Raw genomic sequence first — 24,611 nt, forward strand, 5'->3', positions numbered from 1 at the left:
GGCGTTTGGCCTTCGCGGCCTGTCGGGACCGGTCTGGGGCGGAGGTGGGAAGATAGCCGAGTCGGGGCGTCCGCGCTCGGCGCGCCGGCGCACCATAGGTCGCGCGCCGCAGGCGCAAGGAGCGAGGACGCCCGCCGCAGGCCGGGATCGTGCGCCGAGTCAGCGATCCGCGCCGGGGCCGAGCCCCTTCGGAAACTTCAGCTCCGCCTCGCTCGGGCGGACGTAGTGCGGCTCGAGCGCGAAGAGCGCCTGCGGGTCGAAGCTCGCGCCGGCGAGCCTCGGTCCGGCGAGCGCGGCGACCGCCGCGGCGGTGGGCGCCGCGATCGCGGTCTCGAGCCGCGCGAGGTGCCCCTCGAGCGCGGCGGCGTACGCCGCGTAGCCCTCGCCGAACGCGGCGGCGCCGGGCACCGTCGCGACGCGCTCGAGCAGCGCCGCCGGGGGAAGGGCCGCCTCGGGCAGCACCGCCTCCACCGCCCCGCCCGCCGCGCGGTAGAAGCCCGCGTAGACCTCGCCCTTCTTCGCGTCGAGGAGCGGCACGAGCACCTCGCCCGGGCGGGCGTCCGCCTCCGCCGCGAGCGCCATCGCCGCGAGGCTCGACACGCCCGCGATCGGGCGGCGGTTCGCGTAGGCGAGCCCCTTCCACGTGGCGAGGCCGATGCGGAGCCCGGTGAACGAGCCCGGCCCGATGCCGATGGCGAAGCCCTCCACGTCGGCGAGGCGGAGCCCCTCCGCGTCGAGGAGCGCGACGAGCGCCCCGGGGAGCCGCCCGCCGTGCCCGCCGGTCGCGCCGGGGGCGGGGCGCGCCGGCGCGTGCTCGGTGCGCTCGCAGCGGACGCGCGGCGCCGCGCCCGGGAGGACGTCCACGAGCGCGACGGAGAGCGTGAGCGTGGCGGTGTCGAGGGCGGCGACGAGCATGCCGCGCTTCTTACCCCACGAGCCGCACGATGTCGTTCTTGAACACGAAGAGCATGAGCGTGAAGAGCAGGACGATCCCCACGATGTTGGCGATCTCCCGCGCCCGGAGGGACAGCGGCCGCCGCGTGACGGCCTCGACGAGCGCCTGCGCGATGTGCCCGCCGTCGAGGACCGGGATCGGCAGGAGGTTCATGAGGCCGAGGTTCACGCTGATGAGGGCCATCTTGAAGAGGAACGACGCCCAGCCCTCCTGCGCCGCCTCGGAGGCGATGGAGAACAGCATGATCGGCCCGCCCACCGTCTTGAAGCTGATCTGGCCGGTGACGATCCGCTGGATGCCGAGCACGGTGAGGCGCACCACCTCGGAGAGCTGGCGCCACGCGAGCCCCGCCATCTCGACGGGGCCGCGCGAGAGCGGGACCTCGTCCACCACGAGCGCGCGCGCGTCCACGAGCGCCCGGCGATCGGGCTGGAACCCGAGCACGAGCCGCTCCTTCCGCTCCTTCGTGAGCTCGTCGACGTAGCTCTCCTTCGCGGGGACGAGCGTGGGGGTGCGGCCGTCGGCGAGGGTGAGCGCCACCGGCTTGCCCACCTGGAACTCGCGGGCGAGCGCGTTCACGTCGCGCATGAACGAGCGCACCGGCTTCCCGTTGATCGCGGCGATGGCGTCGCCGCGGCGCAGCCCGGCCTTGTCGGCGGGGCTGCCGGGGACCACCGCCGCCACGAACGTCGAGAGCGACGGGTCGGCGGGGAGGAACGCCGGGCGGCCGCCGGCGCAGGTGGGGACCGCGTCGAGCTTCACCGGATCGAAGGACGCGAGCGTCGCCCCGGGGAGCTTCTCCGCCCGCTCGCGGACGACCTCGAGCGACACGGGCTTGCACGCGGCGTCGCGGACCGCGTGCTCGAGCTCGCCGAGGTGGCGGACCTTCGTCCCGTTCACCGCGACCACCAGATCGAACGGCTCGAGCGGGCCGGCGGCGCCGGCCGTCGCGGGCGCCACCACCGCGGGGGCGTAGAACGCCGTCACGCCGATGACCCCGCGGCGCGTGGTCTCGATGGGGTTCGCCTCCTCGTCCGCGGCGGGCACGATGGTGACCGGCCCGACGGGAGCTCCGTCGCGCTCGACGCGGAACGTGAGCGGCTCCCCCGCGTGCGGCGACACGAGGTCGCGCAGGTCGCCGAAGTAGCGCACCGGCGCGGGCGCCGTGCCGGGCGCCTGGACGGAGAGGATCCGGTCCCCGGCGCGCAGCCCTGCCTCCGCGGCGGGCGAGCCGGGGGCCACGGTGCCGACCACCGGGCCCGCGGTGGGCTCGCCGTTCTGCCCGATCATGAGGGCGAAGTAGATGAGGCCGGGGAAGACGAGGTTCATCGCCGGCCCGGCGAACGCGATGAGGAGCCGCTTCCAGGGCGGCTGCTCGAGGAAGCCGCGGCCGCGATCCTCCGGCGCGAGCTCCTCGCTCGGATCGTCGCCCGCCATCTTCACGTAGCCGCCGAGCGGAAGGAGCGAGATGCGGTACTCGGTCTCGCCGCGCCTGAACCCGAACAGGCGGGTCCCGAACCCGATGGAGAAGCGGACGACCTTCACCCCGAGCGCCTTGGCCACGAGGAAGTGGCCCAGCTCGTGGACGAAGATGAGCCCGCCCAGCAGGAGGACGATCGATCCAGCTTTGAGGAGGAGATCCGGCATGTCACTCCCATCGTACCGGGCGGCCGGGCGATTCGCCCGGACCCGTGCCGAAACTTTGGTCGCCTTGATGGAGCCAGGAAGGCGCGGCGGGGGGCGCGGAGACGGCTAACCCCCCGCGCGGGCGACGCGCTTCTCCGCCTCGCGGCGCCCCCAGTCGCTCGCGGCGAGCGCCTGCTCGACGCTCCTGACGGGCTCGACGGCGTGGGCCTCGAGGACGGAGGCGCAGATGTCGGCGATGTCGGGAAAGCGGCACCGTCGGGTGAGGAACGCGGCGACCGCAGCCTCGTCCGCCCCGGACAGCACCGCGGGGGCGGTGCCGCCCAGCTCGAGGGCGCGGTACGCGAGCATGAACGCCGGGAAGCGCGCCGGGTCGGGCTGCTCGAAGGTCAGCTTGCCCAGGCGGGCGAGGTCGAGCGGCGGGAGGTCGAGTGGCAGCCGCTCCGGGTGGGCCATGGCGTAGCTGATGGGGCCGCGCATGTCCGACACGCCGAGCTGCGCGACCATCGAGCCGTCGATGTACTCCACCATCGAGTGCACTATCGACTCGGGGTGAACGACGATGTCGATGCGGCGCGGCTCCACGCCGAACAGCCAGCGCGCCTCGATCACCTCGAGCCCCTTGTTCATCAGGGTCGCCGAGTCGATGGTGATCTTGTCCCCCATCGACCAGTTCGGGTGCTTGAGCGCGCGCTCCGGGCCCACGTCGGCGAGCTCGGCGGCGGGCACCAGGCGGAGCGGACCGCCCGAGGCGGTGAGGATGAGGCGGCGCACCTCGCGCCGGTTGTGGCCGGCGAGCGACTGGTAGATGGCGCTGTGCTCGGAGTCCACCGGCAGGATGGGCACGCCGCGCGCCGCGGCGCGCGCGGTGAGCAGCTCGCCCGCGAGCACGAGCGACTCCTTGTTCGCGAGGCCGACCGGCTTCCCCGCCTCGATGGCCGCGGCGGTGGAGCGGAGGCCCGCGCCGCCGGAGATCGCCGCGAGCACGAAGTCCACGTCCGGGTGCGAGGCGACCGCGACCGCCCCCGCCTCGCCGACGAGCACCTCGGTGCCGGGCGGCGCGAGCTCGCGCACCTCGCGCGCGGCCGCCGCGTCCGCGACGGACACGAGCCGCGGGCGGAAGCGCCGGACCTGCTCGGCGAGCCGGGCCGCGTTGCGCCCCGCGGCGAGGCCGACCACCTGGAAGCGGTCGGGGAAACGGCCGACGACGTCGAGCGCCTGCACGCCGATGGAGCCGGTGGAGCCGAGGATCGCGACGCGCTTCACGGGGCGAATCTCTATCACGGGCAGGCGAGGCGCGACCGGACGGCCCTACCGGAGGTACGCCGCGCAGACGTACACCCACGGCGCGACGAACAGGAGCGCGTCGATGCGGTCGAGCAGCCCGCCGTGGCCTGGGATGATCTTGCCGGAGTCCTTCACCCCCGCCGCGCGCTTCACCATCGACTCGGCCAGGTCGCCGAGCGGTCCGAGCACCGCCCCGCCGATCCCCACCGCGATCGCCAGCCCCACCGGGAGCTCGTCCGACAGGAGGAGCGCGCGCGTGACGAGCGCGCCCACGACGCTGCCCACCGCCCCGCCGGCGAAGCCCTCCCACGTCTTCTTGGGCGAGATCCGCTCGAGCAGCTTGTGCCGGCCGAGCGCGTGCCCGGTGAAGTAGGCGAAGGTGTCGTTGCCCCACGTCACCACGAACGCGAGGATCACCCAGCCCACGTCGAACCGGAGCCGGAGCCCGACGAGCGAGGCGATGAGCACGCCGCAGTAGAGCCAGGAGAGCGTGACGATCGCGATCGCGCGCGGGATCTCCTCGAGCGGCGAGCGCCGGAAGAGGGAGAACACGAACAGGGAGACGGTCGCGCCGGCGAGCGCGAGCCCCGACCACCCGGGCAGCAGGTTGCCGCTCGGCTCCCACGCGGCGACGAACGGGATCGCGCCCGCGATCGCGACGCCGAACAGCTCGGTCGCGCCCACGGTCCCGAACATCACGACGAGCTCGTACGCCGCGATGGCGGCGGCGGCGCCGGCCAGCACCGCGAACGGGAAGCCGCCGACGTAGGTGAGCCACACCGCGAGCGGGAACAGCACCACCGCCGAGGCGACGCGGAGCACGAGGTTCTGCCGGTTCTTCTGGTCGAACGCGGGCATTCGCTAGGTGCGGGGGCCGAGCTGCGCGCCGGTGAGCCCGAAGCGGCGCTCGCGCCCCTGGAAATCCTCGATGGCGCGGAAGAGCTCGCGATCGCGGAAGTCCGGCCAGAGGACGTCCGAGAAGTGGAGCTCCGCGTAGGCGCACTGCCAGAGGAGGAAGTTCGAGATGCGCCGCTCCCCGCTCGTGCGCACGAGCAGATCGAGCTCGGGGAGGCCGGCGGTCCAGAGCGCCGCCTCGATGTCGTCCGCCTCGAGCGCCGCGCCCTTCGCCGCCGCGGCCCGGCGCGCGGCCTGCACGAGCTCCTGCCGGCCGCCGTAGGAGAGCGCGAGCGTGAGGGTCATCGCCGAATTGCCGGCGGTCTCGGCGCGCACCACCGCGAGCTTCTCGCGCACGACGTCGGGCAGACGGTCCAGCTCGCCGATGGCGTTCAGCCGGATGCCGTTCGCCATCATCTCGCCGCGCTCGGACTCGAGGAACTCGGCGAGCAGCGACATGAGCGCCCCCACCTCCTCGTCCGGGCGCGCCCAGTTCTCGGCGCTGAAGGCGTAGAGGGTGAGCGCCTCGACGCCGATGCGCCGCGCGGCGCGCGTCACCGCCCGCACCGACTCGGAGCCCTCGCGGTGGCCGAGCACGCGCGGGAGTCCCCGCGCCTCCGCCCACCGCCCGTTCCCGTCCATGATGATGGCCACGTGGCGCGGCACGGGTCTCGCCCGCACGCGTGCCTCGAGCTCTTCGACGGGGGTCTCGCCGGTCACGCGCGGCTCATAGCACGGGTCGCCGGGCGGCCGCGAGCCCGAACGTCAGTCAGGGCGCGGGTTTGACCCATTCCGCGAGGGTTGGCGTATGCTCGATTCCCGTGCCCCCCCGCCGCGTCGGCCCGTACGAGATCCTGTCCGTCATCGGGCGCGGTGGGGTCGGGACGGTCTACCGCGGCCGGCACACCGGGACCGGTCACCTCGCCGCGGTCAAGGTGCTCGGCGGCGCCGCCGCGGCCGATCCGACCGCCGCCCGGAGGCTCGCGCGCGAGTACGAGGTGCTCCGCGCGCTCGATCACCCGAACGTCGTGCGGGTGTACGACGCGGGCTTCTCCGAGGGGTGCTCGTACCTCGCGATGGAGCTCGTCCTGGGGCTCCACCTGCGCGCGTACCTCTCCCCCGCCCTCGACGCGCCCCCCACCCCGGCGCCGCCCGGCGACTCCGACTCGGCCGCCGAGTCCGACGACGAGACCGAGTCGGGCGCTTCCGGCCCCTTCCCCGACGCGCGCGCCGCCCTGGCCGCCATGCTCGACGAGCCCGCGACGGAGACGGATTGGCCCAACCCGGCCGACCCCTCGTCGAGCGGCGGGTGCGGGCTCGCGCCCCCCTCGCCGGAGCTCCTCGTCGCGCTCAACCGTCCGGGCCGCGTGGAGCGGCTCCGCTCCGCCCTGGCGCAGGTCGCGGACGCCCTCGCGTACGTGCACGGAGAAGGGCTCGTGCACCGGGACCTGAAGCCGACGAACGTCATGATCGACGACGCGCGGGTCGCCCGGCTCATGGACTTCGGGCTCGTGAAGACCGCGGCGGCCGACCCGGAGGAGGCGCTCACCGCGGTGGGCCGCGTGGTCGGCACGTACCGCTACATGTCTCCCGAGCAGGCTCAGGGCGAGCCGGTGGACGCGCGCAGCGACCTCTACAGCCTCGGCGTCATCCTGTTCGAGCTGCTCGCGGGTGTCCCGCCGTTCGTCTCGAGCGATCCCGTCGCGCTCTGGCGCGAGATCCTCCACGCGGCCCCCCCCGCGCTGCTCTGCGTGAACCCCGGCGCCGACCCGCGGCTCGCCCGGCTCGCGGAGCGCCTCCTCGAGAAGGACCCCGGCCGCCGGCCGCCGACGGCGGCAGAGGTCGCGCGGGAGCTCCGGGGTCGCTGACCGCCGGACGGGCCCCCTCGTTACCTCCACGCCCTCCGGGCGACCACTCCGGCGGCGCGCGGGCGGCGCGCGCCGGAGCTAGGGCCTTCGCGGCGGGCACGTGTCCGCGCGGAGATGCGGAGATGACGATGCGTGATCGTTCGCGGGCTGCGGGTGGCTTCGGGAGACGCAGGCTCCTCACGGCCGGGCTCGGCGCGCTCGGCGTGGCGGGCGTGGGCGGGGGACTCGGGGGTGCTGCGCGCGCGGCGGCGCCGCGCGGCGGCCGAGACGTGCTCGCCGCGCCGGTGGGCGGCTCGAGCGAGCCGTCGGCGATCCCGTGGCTCGACAAGAACGGCAGCCACAACCAGTCGCCCGGTCCCGGGATGGACCCGTCGAACATCTTCCACTTCAAGGGTCGCATCGCGCGCGCGAACGACTTCGAGGGCACGGGCAAGGACGGGCAAGGAAACCCGCTCGTGTGGGGCGCCCCCTCCACCGACTTCTCCTTCATCGACGCGACCTACTGGCCCACGACCCGGATCGAGCGCAGAGGCCTCTTCGCGCACCTCTGACTGACGCTGTTCCGGGGGTCGGCGACCCCCGCCAGCAAGGTGCACGACTTCCATCCCGCCATCCGGCCGAACGGGCTCTACTGGATCGCGGACGTCCCGCCCGGCGCGCTCGTCGTCTCCGGGGACGGGCGCAAGGCGACCCTGCGGCTCACCGGGCTCGCCGTCATCGACCAGCCGCGCTGGCCCGAGCCGGACGCCGACGCGCGCCGGGCGCGCCTCGACGTCACCGTCGTCTGGACGGCGACCGACGAGCCCGTCACCATCGACGACCCCGCGAAGCAGTTCCGGTTCAAGGGCTGGAAGGCCACGGCGCAGGCGGAGGCGCGCGTCGAGGTGCCGTCGCTCGGCTTCACCTGGCGCTCGGACCCGCTCGCCACCTCGCGCGCGAAGTTCGGCGTCATCGGCGAGGAGGCGAACGGGCGCTATTACGGCGCGTGATTTCGGCGGCGGGCCGGCGGCCCGTGTCGCACCTCGCGGTTCGCACGGCCGGGCGCCGAAGCGGCGCGGCGGCGCCGGGGAGGACGCCGCGCCCGTCGTACCCGCCGCGTATCCTCCGCTCCGCCGTGTCGGACCTCCCCGCCTCCGCGCTCGACTACGCCGCCGTGGTCTCCGAGTACTTCCTCGGGCTGCGCGGCGCGGGGCTCATGCTGTCGCCGCTCGACGAGGAGCTCGTCTGCGAGTGGGAGCGGCGCGGCATCCCGGTCGCCGTCGTCTGCCGGGGCATCCGCCGCGGGCTCGAGCAGCAGCAGGAGGGCGGCGCCCGGCCGCCTCGCTCGCTGCGGGCGCTCAGGCTCGCCGTCGACGACGAGTGGCGCGACTACCGCAGCGGCCGGGTGGGCGACGCGCCGCCGGGACCGGCGGGAGAGGAGCCGGTCGCCGCGTCACGCCTCCGCGCCGCGCGCACGCTCCTCACCGAGGCCGGACGTTCCGCGCCGCCCGCGCTGCGGGAGGGCTATCGCGCCGCGTGGCGCGCGCTCGAGCCGGCCCTGGCCCTGGCGGCGGCCGGCGAGACGTCCCCGCTCGCGCGGCTCGACGCCGCGCTGGCCGAAGCCGACGCCCGCATCCTCGCCGCCTGGCTCACCTCGCTCGAGCCGCCGGTGCGCGCGGCCCTGGGGCCCCGCGTGCGCCTGCTCGCCGGCCCGCGCACGCGCTCAGCGAGCCGCGCCGCCTATCGCGACGCGCTCCGGGCCCACGTCTCCGACGCGGCGCGGGCGGCGGGGGTCACGTGCCTCCGCGGTTCGGTGTAGACTCCCGCCCCCATGCCAGACCCCGGGACGACCTCCTGCTCCGACTGCGGCGGCGGCGGCTACGTCGTGGAGCAGGTGCTCGGGCAGCCCGCGCGGGCCCGGCGCTGCACGTGCCAGTCCGCCTGCCCTCGCTGCGGCGAGACCGGCTACACCCTCGTGCCGTCGGGCGGGTCGATGGTCGCGCAGGTCTGTTCGTGCCGGCACCTGGACGAGCGGATCGGGGTGTTCAACCAGATCGGCATCCCCGCCGCCGTCGCGAAGGCCTCGTTCGACGGGTTCAAGAGCTGGTCGCCGGACCACGCCAAGGCGAAGGCGGTCGCCGAGGACTTCGCGCGCAAGTTCCGCAAGGACGCGCCGACGAAAGGCTACCTCCTCTACGGTCGCCCGGGCGCGGGCAAGACGCACCTCCTCGTCGCGACGCTCCGCTACCTCGCGCTCGAGAAGGGCGTCGCCGGGCGGTACGTCGAGTTCATGCTGCTGCTCTCCGACATCCGCTCCGGCTTCGACGCGAACCGCGGCCACATGGAGATCCTGCGGCCGCTCCTCTCCGTCCCGGTGCTCGCCATCGACGAGCTCGGCAAGGAGCGCGGCACCGAGTGGGAGCGCTCGATGCTGGACGAGCTCATCAGCCGGCGCTTCAACTCCGGCCTCGCGACGCTGTTCGCGACGAACTACTTCCTCGAGGCGCGCGCCCCCGCCGAGGAGCCGGGGCGCGTCGTGCGCACCCGCTCGCCCGAGTTCCAGCGCGACGCCGAGGCGATGACGCTCGCCCAGCGGGTGGGCGATCGCATCTACTCGCGGCTCAACGAGATGTGCAGCTTCGTGAAGCTCGACCCCGGCCACGACCTCCGCAAGGACCGGCACGGCGCCGGGAGCGGCGGGTTCTGGGGGTCGTGAGGGGCGGAGGAGCCGCCGCGCGGCGCCCGCGCGAGGCCGCGCTCAGCCGATGAGCCGCCGGTGGAGCTCCCGCGCCGCGTCCGGCAGCGCGCGCGCGTCGCAGTAGGCCGTCACGCGCAGCGCGGAGGTGAAGAGCGCGCGGGCGGGCGCGCCGAGGCCGTCGAGCACGCCGGTGACCTCGCGCAGCACGCGATGCCCGGCGGAGAGTCCGGTGCCCACCACCGAGACCGCGCCGAGCCCCTCGTCCGCGATGTCGATCCCGGGCACGTCGGCGCGGAGCGCGCGCGCGAGGAGCTCCCAGTCGTGCACGTTCTCGAGCGCGAGGACGAGCCCGGCGCGCGCGCCCGGCATCGCGATCTCCGCGGCGACGGCGCCGCGCCCCTCGAGCCGCTCCAGCACGGCGGGGAGCGCGGCGGCGGGCAGGCCGAGGAGCGCGAGCTCCTTCTGCGTCGCGACGCCGGCGATCCGCTCCGGGTGCGTCCCGCCACGGACCACGGTCTCCTCCGCGCCGCCGAACGTCGAGCGGGCGTGGATGGCGATGCCCCGCTCCTTCGCGAACTCGACCGCCTGCGCGTTCAGCACCTTGGCGCCGGCCGCCGCGAGCTCCTGCATCTCGTCGTACGAGAGCGCGTCGAGCCGCCGCGCGGCGGGGACGACGCGCGGGTCCGCGGAGAACACCCCCGCGACGTCCGAGTAGATCTCGCAGTCGCCGCCGAGCGCCGCCGCGAGCGCGACCGCGGTCGTGTCCGAGCCGCCGCGGCCGAGCGTCGTCACCTCCTTGCGCGAGGAGACGCCCTGGAACCCGGCGACGATGACGACCTTGCCGCGGGCGAGCTCCTCCTGCACGCGGTAGGGCCGCACCTCGACGATGCGCGCGGAGGCGTGCGCGTCGGTGGTGAGGATGCCGGACTGGCTGCCGGTGAAGCTGATGGCGTCCACGCCCTGGTCCTGCAGCGCCATGGAGAGGAGCGCCATCGAGATGCGCTCGCCGGCGGTGAGGAGCATGTCGAGCTCGCGCCGGGGCGGCGCCGACGAGACCTGCTTCGCGAGCGCGAGGAGCTCGTCGGTCGTGTCGCCCATCGCGGAGACGACGACGCACACGTCCTTGCCCGCGCGCCGGGTCGCGGCGACCTTCGCGGCCACCTTGCGCATCTTCTCGACGTCGGCGACGGACGAGCCGCCGTACTTCTGCACGACCACCGGCATGGGGGACCTCCGGGCGCGAGAGCTTGCCCGCGGAGCGCCCGCCGGTAAAGGGCCGGCAGGGCGCAGGAGCGGCCGCTCGCCCGCCCGGGGCGGGGTGCGATATCTCTCGTGCTTCCGCACCCCCGGAGGCCGCGGGCTCCGGGCGGGCCGCGACGGAGGTTGACCCGACCCGAAGACCCTCTTATCTTCCGCCGTTCCGCCGTAACGGAAAGAAGGAAGAGCTAATGGCCCGCGTCACCGTCGAAGACTGCCTCCCCATGGTCGACAACCGCTTCGCGCTCGTGCTCCTCGCGACCAAGCGGACCCGTCAGCTGATGGCGGGCGCCCGGCCGCTCCAGGGCATGACGAAGAACAAGCCGCCCGTGCTCGCGCTCCGCGAGATCGCGACGGGCAAGGTGCGCTTCGACCGCTCGGTGAAGGACGCGCTCTCCGGCAAGTTCGACAAGGAGAAGTCGACGATCCCGGCCGGCCAGACGCGCACGCTGCGCTAGTCGCCTCCGCTCGCCCTCCGCAAGTCGGGGCGAGCAGGTCGCGGCGATCGCAAGCCGTCGCACCCCGCGGGCGCGCCTCACCGGCGCGCCCCGTTCGTTTCTGTGGCGCGAGGGTCTCGCCGCGCCGCCCCCCTCGTCACTGCGCCGTCCGCGCGCCCAGGTAATCGAGCTTCTCGCGCCCGCCGAGCCTGTAGCTCTGGCGCAGCTCGCGGAGGAGCCCCTCGATGTCGGCGTCCTCGACGAACCGGCCCTCGAGCCAGCGCGCGTAGCCGCCGCCCAGCCGGTTCGCCTCGCGGTAGCGCGCGAGCGCCTCGGGACCGAGGTGGGCGTGGTACCGGACGCGCTCGAAGAGGCGCCGGCGGAGCGCGCCGCTCGTCCGGCGGAGCCCGCGCCGCCACAGGTGCAGGAGCAGGACCGCGAACTTGTCCACCTCCGCCTGCGCCTCGAGCTCGAGGAGCGAGACCGGTCGCCCGGCCGCGGCGCGGGTGGCGAGGTAGACGAAGTGCGAGACGCCCTCGGCGGCGCAGGCGACGCGCGCGAGCGCGGCGCGCGCGACGAGGCGGGGGCGCCGGTGGTGCGGATCGGCCGCCGCGGCGGTCTCCATCACCGCGTCGTCGAGGTAGAGCCCGAGCGCGACGCCGTCGTCCTCCTCGAGGACGAGCAGCTCCTCCGGCGCCTCCGGTACCCGCCCCGCCGCCCTCGCCGCCTCGCGCCCGACGAGGAACCCGGCGACCCGCGGCGCCTCCACCGCGTAGATCGCCTCGAGCTCGCCCTGGAGGAACGCGAGGGTCCGCCCTGCCCGGCCGCGCGCCGCGCGCGTCACTGCGGCAGCTCCCCCTTGCCTCGCCGTGCGCCCGGCCCGGCGAAGAGCGCGACGCCTCGCTCGCGGAGCAGCTGCGCGACGCGCTCGGAGCGCGTCTGGAGGAAGCGCTCGTAGAGCCGCACGAGGCCGCGGTTCGAGCGGAGGTCCGAGAGCTCCGCGATCTCGGCGAAGAGATCCACGAACTGCTCGAACCGCCCGGAGAGCTCGCCGTAGAGCGCGTCGAGCCCCGGCCGACCGCGCTCGGTCTCGGCGAGGGCGGAGTACGCCCGCTCGCCCATGGCGATGTAGTAGTCGACGTCCACCGGCGAGCGCGCGAGCGAGTCGCCGAAGAAGCCCGAGACGAAGAGCGCGGTGTCTCCGAGGCGGCGCAGGTGCGCGGCGCGCGCGCGCCGGTCGGCCTGCAGCGCGCGGAGCAGGACGAGCGCGAGCGGCTCGGAGCGGACGGTCCCGTCCGCGTCCTCCACGAAGAGCCGCTCCGTCTCGAGGAACCGGGTGAGGAGATCGACGAGGTAGAACTCGGTGGCCTCCTGGATCTTGAGCCTGCGGGTCGAGAGCGTGTCCGCGACGAGCTCGCGGAACCATTCCTGCGCGGACTTGCCGACGAGGATCGACTGGCTCACGGTTGCCGGGCCCTCCTCTCGCCCCTCCACGAGGCGCCCTCCCCGACCGGCGGAGAGCGACCTCCTTCCAGAACGGTACGCTCTGCGATCTCCTGCGGCAAGCTGCCGCACTTGCGACGGATTTCCCGGGGGCCACGCCGCGTCGCGCCAGCTCGAGCAGCCTGGCCGGGCGACTGCCAGCCGCCGCCTCGGCACTCGATCGGGTCGACTGCCAGCCGCGGGCAAAAAAGGCGCCCGTTTTCGGGGCTTTCGCGATCCGCGGTGCTCGCTTGACACCTCGGGGGCGGTGATTAGGATCCGCCGCGCCGCTGGCAGTCGGTTGGGTCGAGTGCCAGCGGCGTGAACGACCTGCTCATCGTCCCGGCGCGGCGCGCCGGGATCACACCGGAGGCATCCATGACGAAGATCCGCCCGCTGCAGGACCGCATCATCGTGAAGCGCGTGCAGGAGGAGGAGAAGACGAAGGGCGGCATCATCATCCCCGACTCGGCGAAGGAGAAGCCGATCGAGGGCAAGGTGCTCGCCGTCGGCAACGGCAAGGTCCAGGAGGACGGCAAGGTCCGTCCGCTCGACGTGAAGGCCGGCGACCGCATCCTCTTCTCCAAGTACGCGGGCACCGAGATCAAGATCGACGGCGAGGAGCACCTCATCATGCGCGAGGACGACATCCTCGGCGTGATCGAGAGCTAGTCGCCCGCCTTCCCCTCTCAAGAAACGGAGCACATCAGAATGTCTGCCAAGGAAATCTGCTTCGACCAGAAGGCGCGCGACGCGATCCTCAAGGGGGTCAACACGCTCGCCGACGCCGTGAAGGTGACGCTCGGGCCCAAGGGCCGGAACGTGGTCATCGAGAAGAGCTTCGGCTCCCCGACCATCACGAAGGACGGCGTGACGGTCGCGAAGGAGATCGAGCTCGAGAACAAGTTCGAGAACATGGGCGCGCAGATGGTGAAGGAGGTCGCGTCGAAGACCTCCGACGTCGCCGGCGACGGCACCACCACCGCCACCGTGCTCGCCCAGGCGCTCTACCGCGAGGGCTCGAAGCTCGTCGCGGCCGGGCACAACCCGATGGACATCAAGCGCGGCATCGACAAGGCCGTCGAGATCATCGTGGGCGAGCTGAAGAAGCTCTCCAAGCCGACGAAGGACCAGAAGGAGATCGCCCAGGTCGGCATCATCTCCGCGAACGGCGACACGACCATCGGCAACATCATCGCCGAGGCCATGGAGAAGGTGGGCAAGGAGGGCGTCATCACCGTCGAGGAGGCGAAGGGCCTCGAGACGACGCTCGACGTGGTCGAGGGCATGCAGTTCGACCGCGGCTACCTCTCGCCGTACTTCGTGACGGACGCGGAGCGGATGGTCGCGAACCTCGAGGACGCGTACATCCTCATCCACGAGAAGAAGATCTCGAACATGAAGGATCTGCTCCCGCTGCTCGAGCAGATCGCGCGCTCGGGCAAGCCGCTCCTCATCGTGGCCGAGGAGGTCGAGGGTGAGGCGCTCGCGACGCTCGTCGTGAACAAGCTCCGCGGCACGCTGCACGTCGCGGCGGTGAAGGCGCCGGGCTTCGGCGACCGCCGCAAGGCGATGCTCGAGGACATCGCGATCCTCACCGGCGGCCACATGATCGCCGAGGAGCTCGGCCTCAAGCTCGAGCAGGTCACCCTGAAGGACCTCGGCCGCGCGAAGCGCATCTCGATCGACAAGGACAACACCACGATCGTCGACGGCGCCGGCCAGAAGGCCGACATCGAGGCGCGCGTGAAGACGATCCGCGCCCAGATCGAGGAGACCACCTCCGACTACGACCGCGAGAAGCTCCAGGAGCGGCTCGCGAAGCTCGTCGGCGGCGTCGCGGTGATCAACGTCGGCGCGGCCACCGAGACGGAGATGAAGGAGAAGAAGGCCCGCGTCGAGGACGCGCTGCACGCGACCCGCGCGGCCGTCGAGGAGGGCATCGTCCCCGGCGGCGGCGTGGCGTACCTGCGCGCCGTGAAGGCGCTCGAGGGCATGAAGGTGAGCGAGGGCGAGAAGTTCGGCCTCGACATCGTCCGCCGCGCCGTGGAGGAGCCGCTCCGCCAGATCGCCGGCAACGGCGGCTACGAGGCGTCCATCGTGGTGAACAAGGTGAAGGAGGCGAAGGAGGCCAACTTCGGCTTCAACGCCGCCTCGGGCGAGTACGAGGACCTCGTGAAGGCCGGCGTCATTGACCCGACCAAGGTCTCGCGCTCGGCGCTCCAGAACGCGGCCTCGGTCGCGTCCCTCATGCTCACCACCATGGCCCTCATCGCCGAGAAGCCGAAGGAGGAGGCCGCGGCCCCCGCCGGCGGCGGGATGGGCGGCATGGGCGGCATGGGCGGGATGATGTAGCTCGCCTCCCGCCGGCGACGCGCCCTCTTCCACGGGGGCGCGGACCGCGGGAACGCTCGCAGGCTCGAGGGGCTGCCGGGAAACCGGCAGCCCCTTTTTCTTTGAGATTTCCATTCCCGCCGCTGCGCGAGCGCGGTCGAGCTGCTCGCGGTGTCCGCCCCTCGCCGGTCACGTCTTCGGGGTTCGCGGGATGTGTGGGTCGAGGCTCTGCAGGTACTCCTGCGCTCACGGTGATCGCCGGGTGCGGCGTTCGGCCGCGAGCCCATGACACCGCTCGTGTGCTGCACGATGCGGCATACAGCGCCGCGGGCAATTCGGGTCTTCCGGTGGACCACTGGTCGGGATTCGGGCCGCCCGGAGAACGAGCACCCGACCGAGTCCTTGTGTTTCACGGGATGTGTATCACGATGCGCGCACGCGAAGTGAAAGGCCGGATTCCCCTGGCCTCTCACTCTTGGAACCACCGGGGTCATCGATGCTCGCCGGGATGGTGGCGGCACAGCTGCTGTTCTTGACGCAGGGAGTCTGTGCCACCGGGAGTACGCGTACCTGCAAGCTCAGCGGCTGCGCCACTGCCGAGCAAGTCTGCCACCTGACGCGACGCCTCCGTGGTACCGGCCCCCACGGAGCTTAGAAGATGTTCAAGTCCGAGTGGAAAGGTTGGCTCATCATCACCTTTGCGCTTCCGGTTGTCGCCCTGGTTCTAGCCCTGCTTGTCGTGCTCGTCCTTCGGTTCGTCCATTAGCCGTGACTCGACATCCGTTGGTCCTGCCGTGGAAATGAAACTCAGGTGTACCCCAGCCACGCCATTGTGGGTTGGCGCGGGTGCGGCGCTACTTGGGATAGGGCTCACCGTCCTGCCGCGATACCGAAACGCCCTCGGCGTCGTGCGATCGGCAAGCGTTCTATCGATATCCGTTGGCCCGGCACTCGTCTGCGCACTGATGCACGTTGGCTGTGCAGTACTGGCAACAACGCGGCAACCCCCTCGAGGTCGCATCGTCGTGCTCTGCGGCGTCTACGACGTCATCGTCGGCGCGTTGATGTGGGTTCCATGGGCGGGGCTTTGGTTCAGTCTGTTCGCGCCGTTCAGCTTCGTGGCTTTCATCGCGGCGTACGGATCTCGCGGCGTCCAAGTACTGGGCTACATCGCAGCGGCCACGGCAACCTTCACGATTGGCATCTGGATCGTGGGTCGAGTCCGTTCGATTGCGCGAAACATCTGAACGCACTGTCGGATGAGCTGTTGAGCGCTCGCTGCCATCGGCGCGCTTTCTGTGGCGAGCGCGCCGAAGCCCACCAGGGCGCCTCCATCGCTCACCGTTCGGCGGGGCGAAACGGATGCTCTTCGGGGATTCCCTCGCCACTGTCCGACGAGATGTTTACTTCGTGACGACCGCGGGAACGCTCGCAGGCTCGAGGGGCTGCCGGGAAACCGGCAGCCCCTTTTCCTTTGGGCTTTCGAGCAGTTCGCGCCCGGCGCTCCCGCGCAGCCCCCCGGGGAGAACCCCTCCTCGCGGACCCCGCCTTTCGCGGCACCCGCTCGCCCTAGGGCGCGCACCATGGGGTCATGAAAAAGCGCATCGTCAGGACGAAGTGGGCGACCATCGAGCGGCCGGGCGACGTGGGCATGGACCTCCCTGCCGGCGTGACCGCGGCGCAGCTCAAGCCGACGGACTACCACCCGATGGAGATGGAGCAGGCGGAGCAGCCGACGCCGAAGGCGCGCGTGGCCGCGAAGGTGCGGCGCGCGCTGCACCACTCGCACCGGTAGTCACTCCCCGCCTCACGCGCGGCTCGCGCCCGTGCGACCTTCGCTGCATGGGCCGGCCGCGCGTGGACTTCAGCCCGGGTTTCGCGGCGCCACCTCTCCAGGGAACAGCGCGCCGGCGACGAGGGCGATCGCGGCCACGACGCGATCGAGGAACACGATCGCCGGCAATGCGAAGGCGAGCCCCAGCGCGAACGCCCACAGCCGCCGGTGCGCCGTCTCGAGCTGCGTCGCCACGAACACCGAGGCGCCGAACATCGCGAGCGTGAGCGTCCCGCCGACGAGCAGCGCCGCGGGCCAGCGCAGCCCCAGGAGCCGCAGCGCGCCGGAGATGGCGACGAGCCCCGCGACGTTCAGCAGATCGCGCCCCGTCCCCGCCCACCACGCGCGCTGCTCCTCGTCGCGCAAGCGGAGCCCGATCTCCTGCAGCAGCAGGAACGCGAGCACGGCGGCGAGGTAGGCCGCGACTGCGAGGGCGCGAGCCGCGCCCGCGGGCGGGACGATGGTCCACACGCCAGGACGTCTACCAGAACCCGCCGCCTCTTCGGACGGTCCCCGGACACCCGCCCCGGACGGCCGGGCAGGGTGGGGCACGGCGCGGGCACCCGCCCCCGGCGGACGCGCGCCCGCGCGGCCGGCCGTGCCCCTGCGCAGGCGGATTGAGCGGCCGCGCCCGGGGGTGGACGATCGAGCTGCGCTCGGGAGGTGCACCGTGAGCCATGCACACGAGCTCGCGCTCGCAGCCGTGCTGCTCGCCGCGGCGGCGTGCGGAGGAAACGGGAAGGACGGCGGCGGTCCCCCTCAGCCTGTGAGCTACGCCGTGCGCATCGCGCTCACCGGACCGGGCTCGGTTGACGTGACGGGCGACGCGGCCGGCAAGTGCCAGCGGACGTGCAGTCTCTCCGTGAAGGCTGGCGGACGGGTGGTCCTCACGCCGGTGCCGGACGCGGAGGCGTCGTTCGAGGGCTTCGGCGGCGCGTGCTCGGGGAGCGGGCCGTGCCCGCTGGAGGTGAACGCGGACGTGGACGTGACGGGGACGTTCGAGGCGACGCCGTCGCCGGCGAACGTGACGCTCACGATCGTGCGCGCGGGCGACGGGCAGGGCGAGGTCACGAGCGATCCCGCGGGCGTGAGCTGCGCCGCCTCCGCGTGCACCGGCGTCTTCGCGAGCGGGGCGACGGTGACGCTCACCGCGACGCCGGACGCCCGCTCGCGCTTCGAAGGATGGGAGGGCGGCGGGTGCAGCGGGACGACCACCTGCGCGCTCGTCCTCACGGCCGCGACGAGCGTCACCGCGCGCTTCGCGCTCGGGGCCCCGGGCACCTACGCGTTGAAGGTCCTCTCCCATCCGGACGGCACCCTCACCGCCGGGAGCGGCATCGACGCACGCGGCGACGTGGCGGGCACGCTCTTCGCCAGCGAGTGCTGCGAGTCGCAGGTGTTCGTCTACGACGCCGCGACCGATCGCGTGACCCTTCCGCTCCCCGACCACCGGGGCGCGCGAGGGGTGGTCATGAACGACGAGGGCATGCTCATCGTGTCCCTCGAGGACGGGAAGTACTACCGCTTCGAGGACGGCGCCGTGCTGTCCGCGCTCGGCGCGATGACCCCGCAGGCGCTGAACGTTCACGGCTGGGCGGCGGGCTGGATGGAGGCGGGGCCCGGCCCGCTCCACGCGGCGGTCGACGACGGGACGACGCTCCGGGATCTCGATCCGGGCGGCACCGCTGCCAGCACCGCGAGCGGCATCAACGCGGCGGGGATCGTCGTCGGGAGCCGTGAGGGCAAGGCGGTCGTGTTCGAGGCGGGCGGGCCCCGCGAGCTGCCGGTCCCCGCCGGCTCGGTGGCGCTGGACGTGAGCGACGACGGGAAGGTCGTGGGCGCGGCGAACCGCAGGTTCAAGTGGACGGAGCAGGCGTTCCTCGCCGAGCTCGCGAGCGGCGACGTCACGCTCGTCGATCGCCCGAGCGACGCCGCGGGCATCAGCCTCGACCGGATCAACCGGGCCGGCACCATCGCGGTCGGTCAGCTGTATTCGGGCTTCGGGACGGGGGACGGGTGCGTGTACCGGAACGGCAAGCTCGAGCGGCTCGGCGACCTCGTCGAGCTCCCCCCAGGCATGCGCATCCTCCACGTGGGAGGCGTGAACGACCGCGGACAGATCCTCCTCACGCTCGTCGACGGGCACGGCCGGACGTCGCCCGCCATCCTGACACCGCGCTGAGCCGCTCGCCGGCCGGGGTGAGGCTCAGCGCGCGCTGCGGTACATGAGCTCGACGAGCTCGTCGTACATCGCCTCGGCGTCCTCGCCCCCGGCGCGGATGGCGTTCGTCGCGCAGTGCTTCAGGTGGTTACGCATGAGCTCGCGCCCGACGCCGCGGAGCGCCTCGTGGACGGAGGCGATCTGCGTGAGGATGTCGGCGCAGTACCGCCCCTCCTCGACCATCTTCTGGAGCCCGCGCACCTGCCCCTCGATGCGCCGCAGCCGCTTGAGATTCGCGTCCTTCGTGGCGGGATCGACCGCGGCGGCCTTCCCGCCCGGCCCCACCTGCTCCGCCGCTCCGCACGGGCACTGCGCCTCCACCGCCACCGCCTCCTTCGCGCTCTTCGCCATGTCGTGCCTCACGCGCCCCTGAAGCGGCGCAGCCGCAGGCTGTTCGTGACCACGCTCACGCTGCTCATCGCCATCGCGGCGCTCGCCAGGATGGGCGAGAGCAGGAGGCCGATCGCCGGGTACAGCACGCCCGCGGCGATGGGGATGCCGACCACGTTGTAGACGAACGCCCAGAAGAGGTTCTGCCGCATGGTCCGCATCGTGCGGCGCGACAGCGCGATGGCGTCCGCGACGGCGCGCAGGTCGGCGCGCATGAGCGTCACGTCCGACGCCTCGACGGCGACGTCCGTGCCGCTCCCCATGGCGATGCCGACCTCGGCCTTCGCGAGCGCCGGGGCGTCGTTGATGCCGTCACCGACCATCGCGACGACCTTCCCGGCCGCCTGGAGCCGCTCCACCTCGGCGAGCTTCCCCTCGGGCAGCACGCCCGCCACGACGCGCGGGACGCCCGCGGCGCGGGCGACCGCCTCCGCGCTGCGGCGCGTGTCGCCGGTGAGCATCACCACCTCGAGCCCCATCCTGCGGAAGCGCGCGATCGCCTCGCGCGAGGTGGGCCGGATCGGATCCGCGACCGCGAGGAGCCCGGCCAGCTCGCCGTCCACCGCCGCGAACACCGAGGTGTGCCCGTCCGCGGCGTGCGACGCGGCGACCCCCGCGAGCGGAGAGGTGTCCACCCCCTCGGCCGCGAGGAACGCCTCGTTCCCCACGATCACCCTCCGGCCCTGGACCTCGCCGCGCGCCCCGCGGCCGGTCGCCGACTCGAAGCGCGTCGCCTCCAGCGCTGGGACGCCCGCGGCCGCCGCGTGCGCCGCGATGGCCGCCGCGAGGGGGTGCTCGCTCTGGCGCTCCACCGCCGCGACGAGCGCCAGCAGCCGATCCTCGGGGACGGCAGCGCCCTCCGGCAGGACGACGCCCACCACGGCCGGCCTGCCCTCGGTGAGGGTCCCCGTCTTGTCGAGCACGATCGTGTCGATCGCGTGCGCCCGCTCGAGGGCCTCGCCGCCCTTGATGAGCACGCCGAGCTCCGCGCCCTTGCCCGTCGCGACCATCACCGCCGTGGGCACCGCGAGCCCCATCGCGCAGGGGCAGGCGATGACCAGCACGGCCACCGCGGCGGCGAAGGCGCGCACCGCGGGCGCGGCGTCGGCGGCGACGAACCACACGACGAACGTCGCGATGGCGATCGAGAGCACCACCGGGACGAAGATCCCGCTGATGCGGTCCGCGAGCTTCTGGATCGGCGCGCGCGAGCCCTGCGCGTCGCGCATGAGCTTCACGATGCGCGCGAGGACGCTCTCCGCGCCCACCGCCGTCGCGCGGTAGCGGAACGCGCCGGTGCCGTTCACCGTCGCGCCGATGACCCGCTCGCCCGGTCCCTTTTCCACCGGCATGGGCTCGCCGGTGAGCATCGACTCGTCCACCGCGCTCGCGCCGGTGAGGACCTCCCCGTCCACGGGGATCCGCTCGCCCGGCCGCACGACCACGGTGTCGCCGTGCTCGACCTGCTCCACGGGCACGTCCACCTCGGCGCCGTCGCGCACGACGCGCGCGGTCTTCGGCTGGAGCTGCACGAGGGCGCGCAGCGCGGCGGAGGTCTGGCGCTTCGCGCGCGCCTCGAGCGTGTTGCCGACGAGGATGAGCGCGATGATGAGGACGACCGCCTCGTAGTAGACGTCGGGCGGGACGCCGCGCGCGACGAAGAAGCCGGGCGCGAGCGTGGCGATGACGGAGAGCAGGTAGGCGGCGCCCGTCCCGACGGCGACGAGCGTGTTCATGTCCGCCGAGTGGTGGCGGAACGCCGCCCAGGCGCGGGTGTAGAAGTGGCGCCCCGCCCAGGCCATCACGCCGGTCGTGAGGACGAGGAGCCCGTACGAGATCGCGCGCGGCGGGATGGCGTACAGCCACGGGAGCGCGCGCGAGAGCGTCGGATCGAGGACCCGCATGCTCCAGCGCATGAACGGATCGGCCGGCGCGCCGAGGCCGAGGTGCGCGTGCGTCGCCATGAGCGGCATCGACGCGACCATCGCGACGGCGCCGGCGGCGAGCGAGGCGAGGGCCTTGCCGCGGAGCTCGCGGAACTCGCGGACGCGCGCCTCGTCCTGCTCGGCGAGCGCGTCGCCGCCGGCGAGCGGGAGCGTCGCGCCGTAGCCGGTCGAGCGGACGCGCTCGAGGAGCGCCTCCGCGGAGGCCGCGCTCGGGTCGAAGGCGATCGTCGCCTCGGCCGTCATGAGGTTCACGTTCGCGTCGAGCACCCCCGGCGCGCTCGCGAGCGCCTTCTGCACGCGCGCCTGGCACGCGGCGCAGGTCATGCCCGAGACCTGGACCGTGAGGCGCGCTGGCGCGACCTTCAGCGTCGGGGCGCCGGCGCCGGCCTCGCCGGCGCGCGCCACCGTCCTCGTCGTGGCGTCCATGGTCATTCCTCCTCCACGACGAGGCTGCCGCGGAGCATGCCCATGCCGCAGGTGAACTCGTACGTCCCGGCGCGCTGCGCCGGCAGATCGACGCTGGTCCGCTGGTGGGCGGGGAGGAAGCGCCGGAGGCCGAGTTCCGGGATGACCACCTCCTCGGAGCAGCTCGAGTCCTCGCGGCGATCGAAGACGAGCCGCGCGGGCTGACCGGCCCGCAGCCGCACGCGCGCCGGCGAGTAGCCCCCCTCCACCCGGATCACCGCCTGCTGGACGCCCGTCGCGCCCACCTTGGCGGCGACCGCCGCCTTCCGCCGCTCGGCGAGGAAGAAGTACCAGTTCACCCAGCCGATCGCGGCCACGCCGCCCGCCACGACGGCCACCTCGCTCACGTCCATCTCCTGCCTCCGTTCGGCCGCCCGCGGATACCCCCGGGGCGTATGCCCGCCGATCCGGATCTAGATACCCCCCTCCCCTATGTCAAGCGAAAGCGAGCCTGGACGCCAGGCGGGCGCCTGGCCGCGCGGAGACCGCCGGGCTGGCCATGACGTGGCGAGGCACGGAACCGTCGCCGGCGAGCGCCCTGACGCACCGGTGAGCCGGCGCGGCGTCAGAGTTGGACGTGGAACCCCACGCCGGCGTAGCGGGTGGACTCGAGGAAGAACTGCCCGTACGGCGACGGCCCGTCGTAGTACTCACCGAGGAGGCTCCAGATCCGCGGCGGGTGCCCCTCGCTGCGCCACCAGGCCGCCTCCACGCCGGCGCGGACGCTGACGGCCGGCTTCCACTCCTGCTGCTCCGTGGACTTCACGTCCGCCGCCGCCACGAGCCGCAGCCCGCGCGTCGGGCCTGCCCGCACCTCCGCGCCGGCGTGGACCAGCTTCGGGTCGAGCGTGCTCGGCTTGCGGTTCACGAGGTACTCGCCGCCCGCGTAGACGCGGAGCGGCCCGAGCTCCTGCGACAGGACGAGCTCGACGGACTCGAACGCCAGGTTCACGCGCTGGATCTCGCTGTCGGCGCGGAGGAGCAGCTCGTCTCCGAGGTGGGAGCTCTGGTGGTAGACGCGGGCGCGCGCCGAGAAGCCGGCGTACCGGTACGTCAGCGGCAGGCCCACGAGGTAGTCCGCGTTCAGGAGGTCGTCGCTCGGGGAGTCGAGGTCGAATTGCGCGAACACGGCGGCCTCCAGCCCGAGCTGGAGCCCTTCGCCGGGACGGGGACCGCCGAGCCGGAAGAGCGCGAAGCCGTCGCCCACGCCGATCGAGCCGAGGTGCAGCGTCTGCTCGCTCGTCGGGAACTTGCCCCACAGATACGACACGAAGGAGCGGATCGCCTTCGGATCGGCGACGAGCGGACAGAAGACGTCCCCCTGCGGCAGCGGCACGAGCCCCTCCGCCTCGCCGGCGTGGACACCGGTTCCACAGCGGAGGATGTGGCCCTCGTCGGCCGAGGCCGTGGACGTGAGGGCGGCTGCAACGAGCGCCGCCACCGCGAGCGGCCGGCTACGTGAGGTCATCGCGTCTCCTTCGGTGAGCGCCGCGGGCTTCCCCGGACGGCGCGGGCTCCACGTTACCGCGCGGCGCCCGCCCGCGTGCTCCCTGGGCGGGCCCCTGCTCCGTCAGGAGCCGCGTTCATTCGCCGCGGCCGCGTGGCGCCGACCTCCTCCCACAGCCCCGCCTGGCGCCCAGACCACGTCCCGCCCGGTCGCGTGATTAGCGTGAGGGCGATGAGGCCCTTCGACCGCCGCGCGGCGTGGCTCGCCACGGCGGCGCTCCTCGCCGGCGCCTGCCGCGCGAACCCGGAAGCGCGCGTCGCGCCGGCGCCACCCGCCGCCCTGGACGCGCGCCTCGAGGCGCAGACCGGGGCGCGGCTCGTCGCGGGGAACGAGCTCACGCCCATCGAGAACGGCGCCGTCTTCGACGCGATGGTGAAGGACATCGCGGCGGCGAGGCGTCACGTGCACATCGTGAGCTTCATCTGGCGCGGCGCGGAGGGCCCCTCGCGCCGCATCACCGACGCGCTGCTCCGGCGCGCGCGTGGGGTCGAGTGCCGCATCGTCGTCGACCCGTTCGGCTCGCTGAAGTTCGACGACGCGCAGCGGGACGCGCTGAGGCGGTCGGGCTGCGAGGTGGCAGCGCGCGAGCTACGAGGAGCTGCTCGCCGCAGGCGTGCGGATCTACGAGTACCAGCCGAGCATGATGCACGCGAAGACCGTGCTGGTGGACGACCGCTGGGTGGCGATCGGCTCGACCAACATGGACCCGCTGAGCTTCGACCGTCTCGAGGAGGGCTCGGTCGTGGCCGACTCGCCCGCGCTCGCCGGGCACCTCGACCGCACGCTGCGCGCCGACCTCGTCCGCTCGAAGGAGATCACGCGCGAGGAGTGGTCGCGCCGCGACCCGGTCGTGGACGTGGCGCGCGACGCGGCGTCGCTCTTCGACGAGTGGCTGTAGCCCGCGGTCCGGTCTAGAACGACGGCATGGACAAGGTGAACCTCGGGGAGAAGCTCGCGCTCGTCGACGACTTCTGGCACCCGCGCGTCGTCGCGGAGCTGAACGGCCAGCACGTGAAGGTGGTGAAGCTCGCCGGACCCTTCGTGTGGCACCAGCACGAGCGCGAGGACGAGCTGTTCCTCGTCCTCCGCGGCGTGCTGCGGATGGAGCTCCGCGATCGCTCCATCGAGCTGCGGGAAGGAGAGCTCATCGTCGTCCCCCGCGGCGTCGAGCACCGGCCGGTGGCGGAGCGCGAGGTCGAGGTGCTCCTGTTCGAGCCCGCCGGTACTCTGAACACCGGGAACGTCCGCGACGAGCGGACCGTCGACGCCCCGGAGCGCATCTGATGGCGCTTGGACGCGCGGCGCTCACCGCCGCGCGACGGCCCGTACCTGCAAAGTCCGGCGGCGGCACCCCGCCCCCGCGCCGCCCCCGCCCGGGGGGGGCCCCCCCGCTACCCCCGTGGCCCCCCGAGA

The 24,611-nt window shown here is 73.4% G+C and carries 26 protein-coding genes; 13 read left to right on the forward strand and 13 right to left on the reverse strand.

From position 1 onward, the window contains the following. Positions 1–159: 159 nt before the first annotated feature. The 5 genes from tsaB to uppS form a co-directional block, all read right to left on the reverse strand. Entirely contained in the window at positions 160–915 is a 756-nt protein-coding gene (tsaB, locus tag MNY60_RS00875) for a tRNA (adenosine(37)-N6)-threonylcarbamoyltransferase complex dimerization subunit type 1 TsaB (RefSeq protein WP_242338519.1), read from the reverse strand. 10 nt (positions 916–925) lie between these two features. Beyond that, positions 926–2,602 carry an RIP metalloprotease RseP gene (gene rseP / locus MNY60_RS00880; RefSeq protein ID WP_242338521.1) on the reverse strand — a complete coding sequence of 559 codons (1,677 nt, stop codon included), beginning with the start codon at positions 2,600–2,602 and terminating at the stop codon, positions 926–928. A gap of 105 nt (positions 2,603–2,707) precedes the next feature. Further along, positions 2,708–3,865: a 1-deoxy-D-xylulose-5-phosphate reductoisomerase gene (locus MNY60_RS00885; RefSeq protein ID WP_242355382.1), complete on the reverse strand. Its 1,158-nt coding sequence runs from the start codon at positions 3,863–3,865 to the stop codon at positions 2,708–2,710. A 45-nt stretch (positions 3,866–3,910) separates the two neighbouring features. Then, complete coding sequence (locus MNY60_RS00890; protein ID WP_242338525.1) at positions 3,911–4,744, reverse strand: phosphatidate cytidylyltransferase; 834 nt, start codon at positions 4,742–4,744, stop codon at positions 3,911–3,913. Between the two features lie 3 nt (positions 4,745–4,747). Continuing rightward, entirely contained in the window at positions 4,748–5,500 is a 753-nt protein-coding gene (gene uppS, locus MNY60_RS00895) for a polyprenyl diphosphate synthase (protein WP_308197106.1), read from the reverse strand. 101 nt (positions 5,501–5,601) lie between these two features. Here uppS and MNY60_RS00900 point away from each other — a divergent pair, with 101 nt between their 5' ends. From MNY60_RS00900 to MNY60_RS00920, 5 genes are all read left to right on the forward strand, one after another. Further along, on the forward strand, positions 5,602–6,648 hold the full coding sequence (locus MNY60_RS00900) for a serine/threonine-protein kinase (RefSeq protein ID WP_242359836.1): 1,047 nt from the start codon (positions 5,602–5,604) through the stop codon (positions 6,646–6,648). 128 nt (positions 6,649–6,776) lie between these two features. Next, entirely contained in the window at positions 6,777–7,199 is a 423-nt protein-coding gene (locus MNY60_RS00905) for a hypothetical protein (RefSeq protein WP_242338529.1), read from the forward strand. Positions 7,200–7,238: 39 nt separating this feature from the next. Next, the gene (locus MNY60_RS00910) at positions 7,239–7,637 is read left to right on the forward strand and encodes a hypothetical protein (protein WP_242338531.1); all 399 of its coding nucleotides are present in this window, start codon (positions 7,239–7,241) and stop codon (positions 7,635–7,637) included. A gap of 125 nt (positions 7,638–7,762) precedes the next feature. Continuing rightward, a complete protein-coding gene (locus MNY60_RS00915; RefSeq protein WP_242359837.1) occupies positions 7,763–8,446 on the forward strand; it encodes a hypothetical protein in 684 nt (227 codons plus the stop codon). Positions 8,447–8,458: 12 nt separating this feature from the next. Further along, positions 8,459–9,343 carry an ATP-binding protein gene (locus tag MNY60_RS00920; protein ID WP_242338534.1) on the forward strand — a complete coding sequence of 295 codons (885 nt, stop codon included), beginning with the start codon at positions 8,459–8,461 and terminating at the stop codon, positions 9,341–9,343. A 42-nt stretch (positions 9,344–9,385) separates the two neighbouring features. Here the strand turns inward: MNY60_RS00920 and MNY60_RS00925 are convergent, their stop codons facing one another. Further along, positions 9,386–10,549, reverse strand: coding sequence for an aspartate kinase (locus MNY60_RS00925; protein WP_242338537.1), 1,164 nt, complete (start codon positions 10,547–10,549; stop codon positions 9,386–9,388). Between the two features lie 224 nt (positions 10,550–10,773). Here MNY60_RS00925 and rpoZ point away from each other — a divergent pair, with 224 nt between their 5' ends. Then, positions 10,774–11,040, forward strand: a complete 267-nt coding sequence (gene rpoZ / locus MNY60_RS00930) for a DNA-directed RNA polymerase subunit omega (protein ID WP_242338539.1) — start codon at positions 10,774–10,776, stop codon at positions 11,038–11,040. Positions 11,041–11,176: 136 nt separating this feature from the next. Here the strand turns inward: rpoZ and MNY60_RS00935 are convergent, their stop codons facing one another. Next, a complete protein-coding gene (locus MNY60_RS00935) occupies positions 11,177–11,863 on the reverse strand; it encodes a hypothetical protein (protein WP_242359838.1) in 687 nt (228 codons plus the stop codon). Beyond that, a complete protein-coding gene (locus MNY60_RS00940; protein WP_242359839.1) occupies positions 11,860–12,483 on the reverse strand; it encodes a hypothetical protein in 624 nt (207 codons plus the stop codon). The genes MNY60_RS00935 and MNY60_RS00940 overlap by 4 nt, the downstream gene beginning before the upstream one ends. A gap of 396 nt (positions 12,484–12,879) precedes the next feature. Here MNY60_RS00940 and groES point away from each other — a divergent pair, with 396 nt between their 5' ends. The 4 genes from groES (at position 12,880) to MNY60_RS00960 (ending at position 16,630) form a co-directional block, all read left to right on the forward strand. After that, the gene (gene groES, locus MNY60_RS00945; RefSeq protein WP_242338544.1) at positions 12,880–13,173 is read left to right on the forward strand and encodes a co-chaperone GroES; all 294 of its coding nucleotides are present in this window, start codon (positions 12,880–12,882) and stop codon (positions 13,171–13,173) included. A 39-nt stretch (positions 13,174–13,212) separates the two neighbouring features. Then, on the forward strand, positions 13,213–14,856 hold the full coding sequence (gene groL, locus MNY60_RS00950) for a chaperonin GroEL (RefSeq protein ID WP_242355386.1): 1,644 nt from the start codon (positions 13,213–13,215) through the stop codon (positions 14,854–14,856). 1,004 nt (positions 14,857–15,860) lie between these two features. After that, positions 15,861–16,082: a hypothetical protein gene (locus tag MNY60_RS00955; RefSeq protein ID WP_242355389.1), complete on the forward strand. Its 222-nt coding sequence runs from the start codon at positions 15,861–15,863 to the stop codon at positions 16,080–16,082. 344 nt (positions 16,083–16,426) lie between these two features. After that, entirely contained in the window at positions 16,427–16,630 is a 204-nt protein-coding gene (locus MNY60_RS00960) for a hypothetical protein (RefSeq protein WP_242338551.1), read from the forward strand. A gap of 69 nt (positions 16,631–16,699) precedes the next feature. On the opposite strand, the gene MNY60_RS00965 is transcribed toward MNY60_RS00960, so the two are convergent. Continuing rightward, a complete protein-coding gene (locus MNY60_RS00965; protein WP_242338553.1) occupies positions 16,700–17,140 on the reverse strand; it encodes a hypothetical protein in 441 nt (146 codons plus the stop codon). 199 nt (positions 17,141–17,339) lie between these two features. Between MNY60_RS00965 and MNY60_RS00970 the strand changes: the two genes are divergently transcribed. After that, on the forward strand, positions 17,340–18,851 hold the full coding sequence (locus MNY60_RS00970) for a hypothetical protein (protein ID WP_242338555.1): 1,512 nt from the start codon (positions 17,340–17,342) through the stop codon (positions 18,849–18,851). A 24-nt stretch (positions 18,852–18,875) separates the two neighbouring features. Here the strand turns inward: MNY60_RS00970 and MNY60_RS00975 are convergent, their stop codons facing one another. The 4 genes from MNY60_RS00975 to MNY60_RS00990 form a co-directional block, all read right to left on the reverse strand. Continuing rightward, a complete protein-coding gene (locus MNY60_RS00975) occupies positions 18,876–19,241 on the reverse strand; it encodes a metal-sensitive transcriptional regulator (protein ID WP_242338557.1) in 366 nt (121 codons plus the stop codon). A gap of 8 nt (positions 19,242–19,249) precedes the next feature. Next, positions 19,250–21,652, reverse strand: coding sequence for a heavy metal translocating P-type ATPase (locus tag MNY60_RS00980; RefSeq protein ID WP_242359840.1), 2,403 nt, complete (start codon positions 21,650–21,652; stop codon positions 19,250–19,252). A 2-nt stretch (positions 21,653–21,654) separates the two neighbouring features. Then, positions 21,655–22,044, reverse strand: coding sequence for a cupredoxin domain-containing protein (locus MNY60_RS00985; protein WP_242338558.1), 390 nt, complete (start codon positions 22,042–22,044; stop codon positions 21,655–21,657). 212 nt (positions 22,045–22,256) lie between these two features. After that, positions 22,257–23,159, reverse strand: a complete 903-nt coding sequence (locus MNY60_RS00990; protein WP_242338560.1) for a DUF1207 domain-containing protein — start codon at positions 23,157–23,159, stop codon at positions 22,257–22,259. A gap of 652 nt (positions 23,160–23,811) precedes the next feature. Here MNY60_RS00990 and MNY60_RS00995 point away from each other — a divergent pair. After that, positions 23,812–24,096 (forward strand): phospholipase D-like domain-containing protein, encoded by a 285-nt coding sequence (locus MNY60_RS00995; protein ID WP_242359841.1) that lies wholly within the window; start codon positions 23,812–23,814, stop codon positions 24,094–24,096. Between the two features lie 26 nt (positions 24,097–24,122). Continuing rightward, positions 24,123–24,482: a cupin domain-containing protein gene (locus MNY60_RS01000; RefSeq protein ID WP_242359842.1), complete on the forward strand. Its 360-nt coding sequence runs from the start codon at positions 24,123–24,125 to the stop codon at positions 24,480–24,482. Positions 24,483–24,611 lie beyond the last annotated feature (129 nt).

It is taken from the genome of Anaeromyxobacter sp. SG17, from assembly GCF_022690695.1.
Classification (GTDB): domain Bacteria; phylum Myxococcota; class Myxococcia; order Myxococcales; family Anaeromyxobacteraceae; genus Anaeromyxobacter; species Anaeromyxobacter soli.

Excerpts from the sequence above, each read along its gene's own strand:
- MNY60_RS00990 (WP_242338560.1), bottom strand. The coding sequence starts at position 23,159 with ATGACCTCACGTAGCCGGCCGCTCGCGGTGGCGGCGCTCGTTGCAGCC.
- MNY60_RS00920 (WP_242338534.1), top strand. The coding sequence starts at position 8,459 with ATGCCAGACCCCGGGACGACCTCCTGCTCCGACTGCGGCGGCGGCGGC.
- MNY60_RS00985 (WP_242338558.1), bottom strand. The coding sequence starts at position 22,044 with ATGGACGTGAGCGAGGTGGCCGTCGTGGCGGGCGGCGTGGCCGCGATC.
- rpoZ (WP_242338539.1), top strand. The coding sequence starts at position 10,774 with ATGGCCCGCGTCACCGTCGAAGACTGCCTCCCCATGGTCGACAACCGC.
- MNY60_RS00975 (WP_242338557.1), bottom strand. The coding sequence starts at position 19,241 with ATGGCGAAGAGCGCGAAGGAGGCGGTGGCGGTGGAGGCGCAGTGCCCG.
- MNY60_RS00905 (WP_242338529.1), top strand. The coding sequence starts at position 6,777 with ATGCGTGATCGTTCGCGGGCTGCGGGTGGCTTCGGGAGACGCAGGCTC.
- MNY60_RS00890 (WP_242338525.1), bottom strand. The coding sequence starts at position 4,744 with ATGCCCGCGTTCGACCAGAAGAACCGGCAGAACCTCGTGCTCCGCGTC.
- rseP (WP_242338521.1), bottom strand. The coding sequence starts at position 2,602 with ATGCCGGATCTCCTCCTCAAAGCTGGATCGATCGTCCTCCTGCTGGGC.
- MNY60_RS00960 (WP_242338551.1), top strand. The coding sequence starts at position 16,427 with ATGAAAAAGCGCATCGTCAGGACGAAGTGGGCGACCATCGAGCGGCCG.
- MNY60_RS01000 (WP_242359842.1), top strand. The coding sequence starts at position 24,123 with ATGGACAAGGTGAACCTCGGGGAGAAGCTCGCGCTCGTCGACGACTTC.
- MNY60_RS00925 (WP_242338537.1), bottom strand. The coding sequence starts at position 10,549 with ATGCCGGTGGTCGTGCAGAAGTACGGCGGCTCGTCCGTCGCCGACGTC.
- groL (WP_242355386.1), top strand. The coding sequence starts at position 13,213 with ATGTCTGCCAAGGAAATCTGCTTCGACCAGAAGGCGCGCGACGCGATC.
- MNY60_RS00980 (WP_242359840.1), bottom strand. The coding sequence starts at position 21,652 with ATGGACGCCACGACGAGGACGGTGGCGCGCGCCGGCGAGGCCGGCGCC.
- groES (WP_242338544.1), top strand. The coding sequence starts at position 12,880 with ATGACGAAGATCCGCCCGCTGCAGGACCGCATCATCGTGAAGCGCGTG.
- tsaB (WP_242338519.1), bottom strand. The coding sequence starts at position 915 with ATGCTCGTCGCCGCCCTCGACACCGCCACGCTCACGCTCTCCGTCGCG.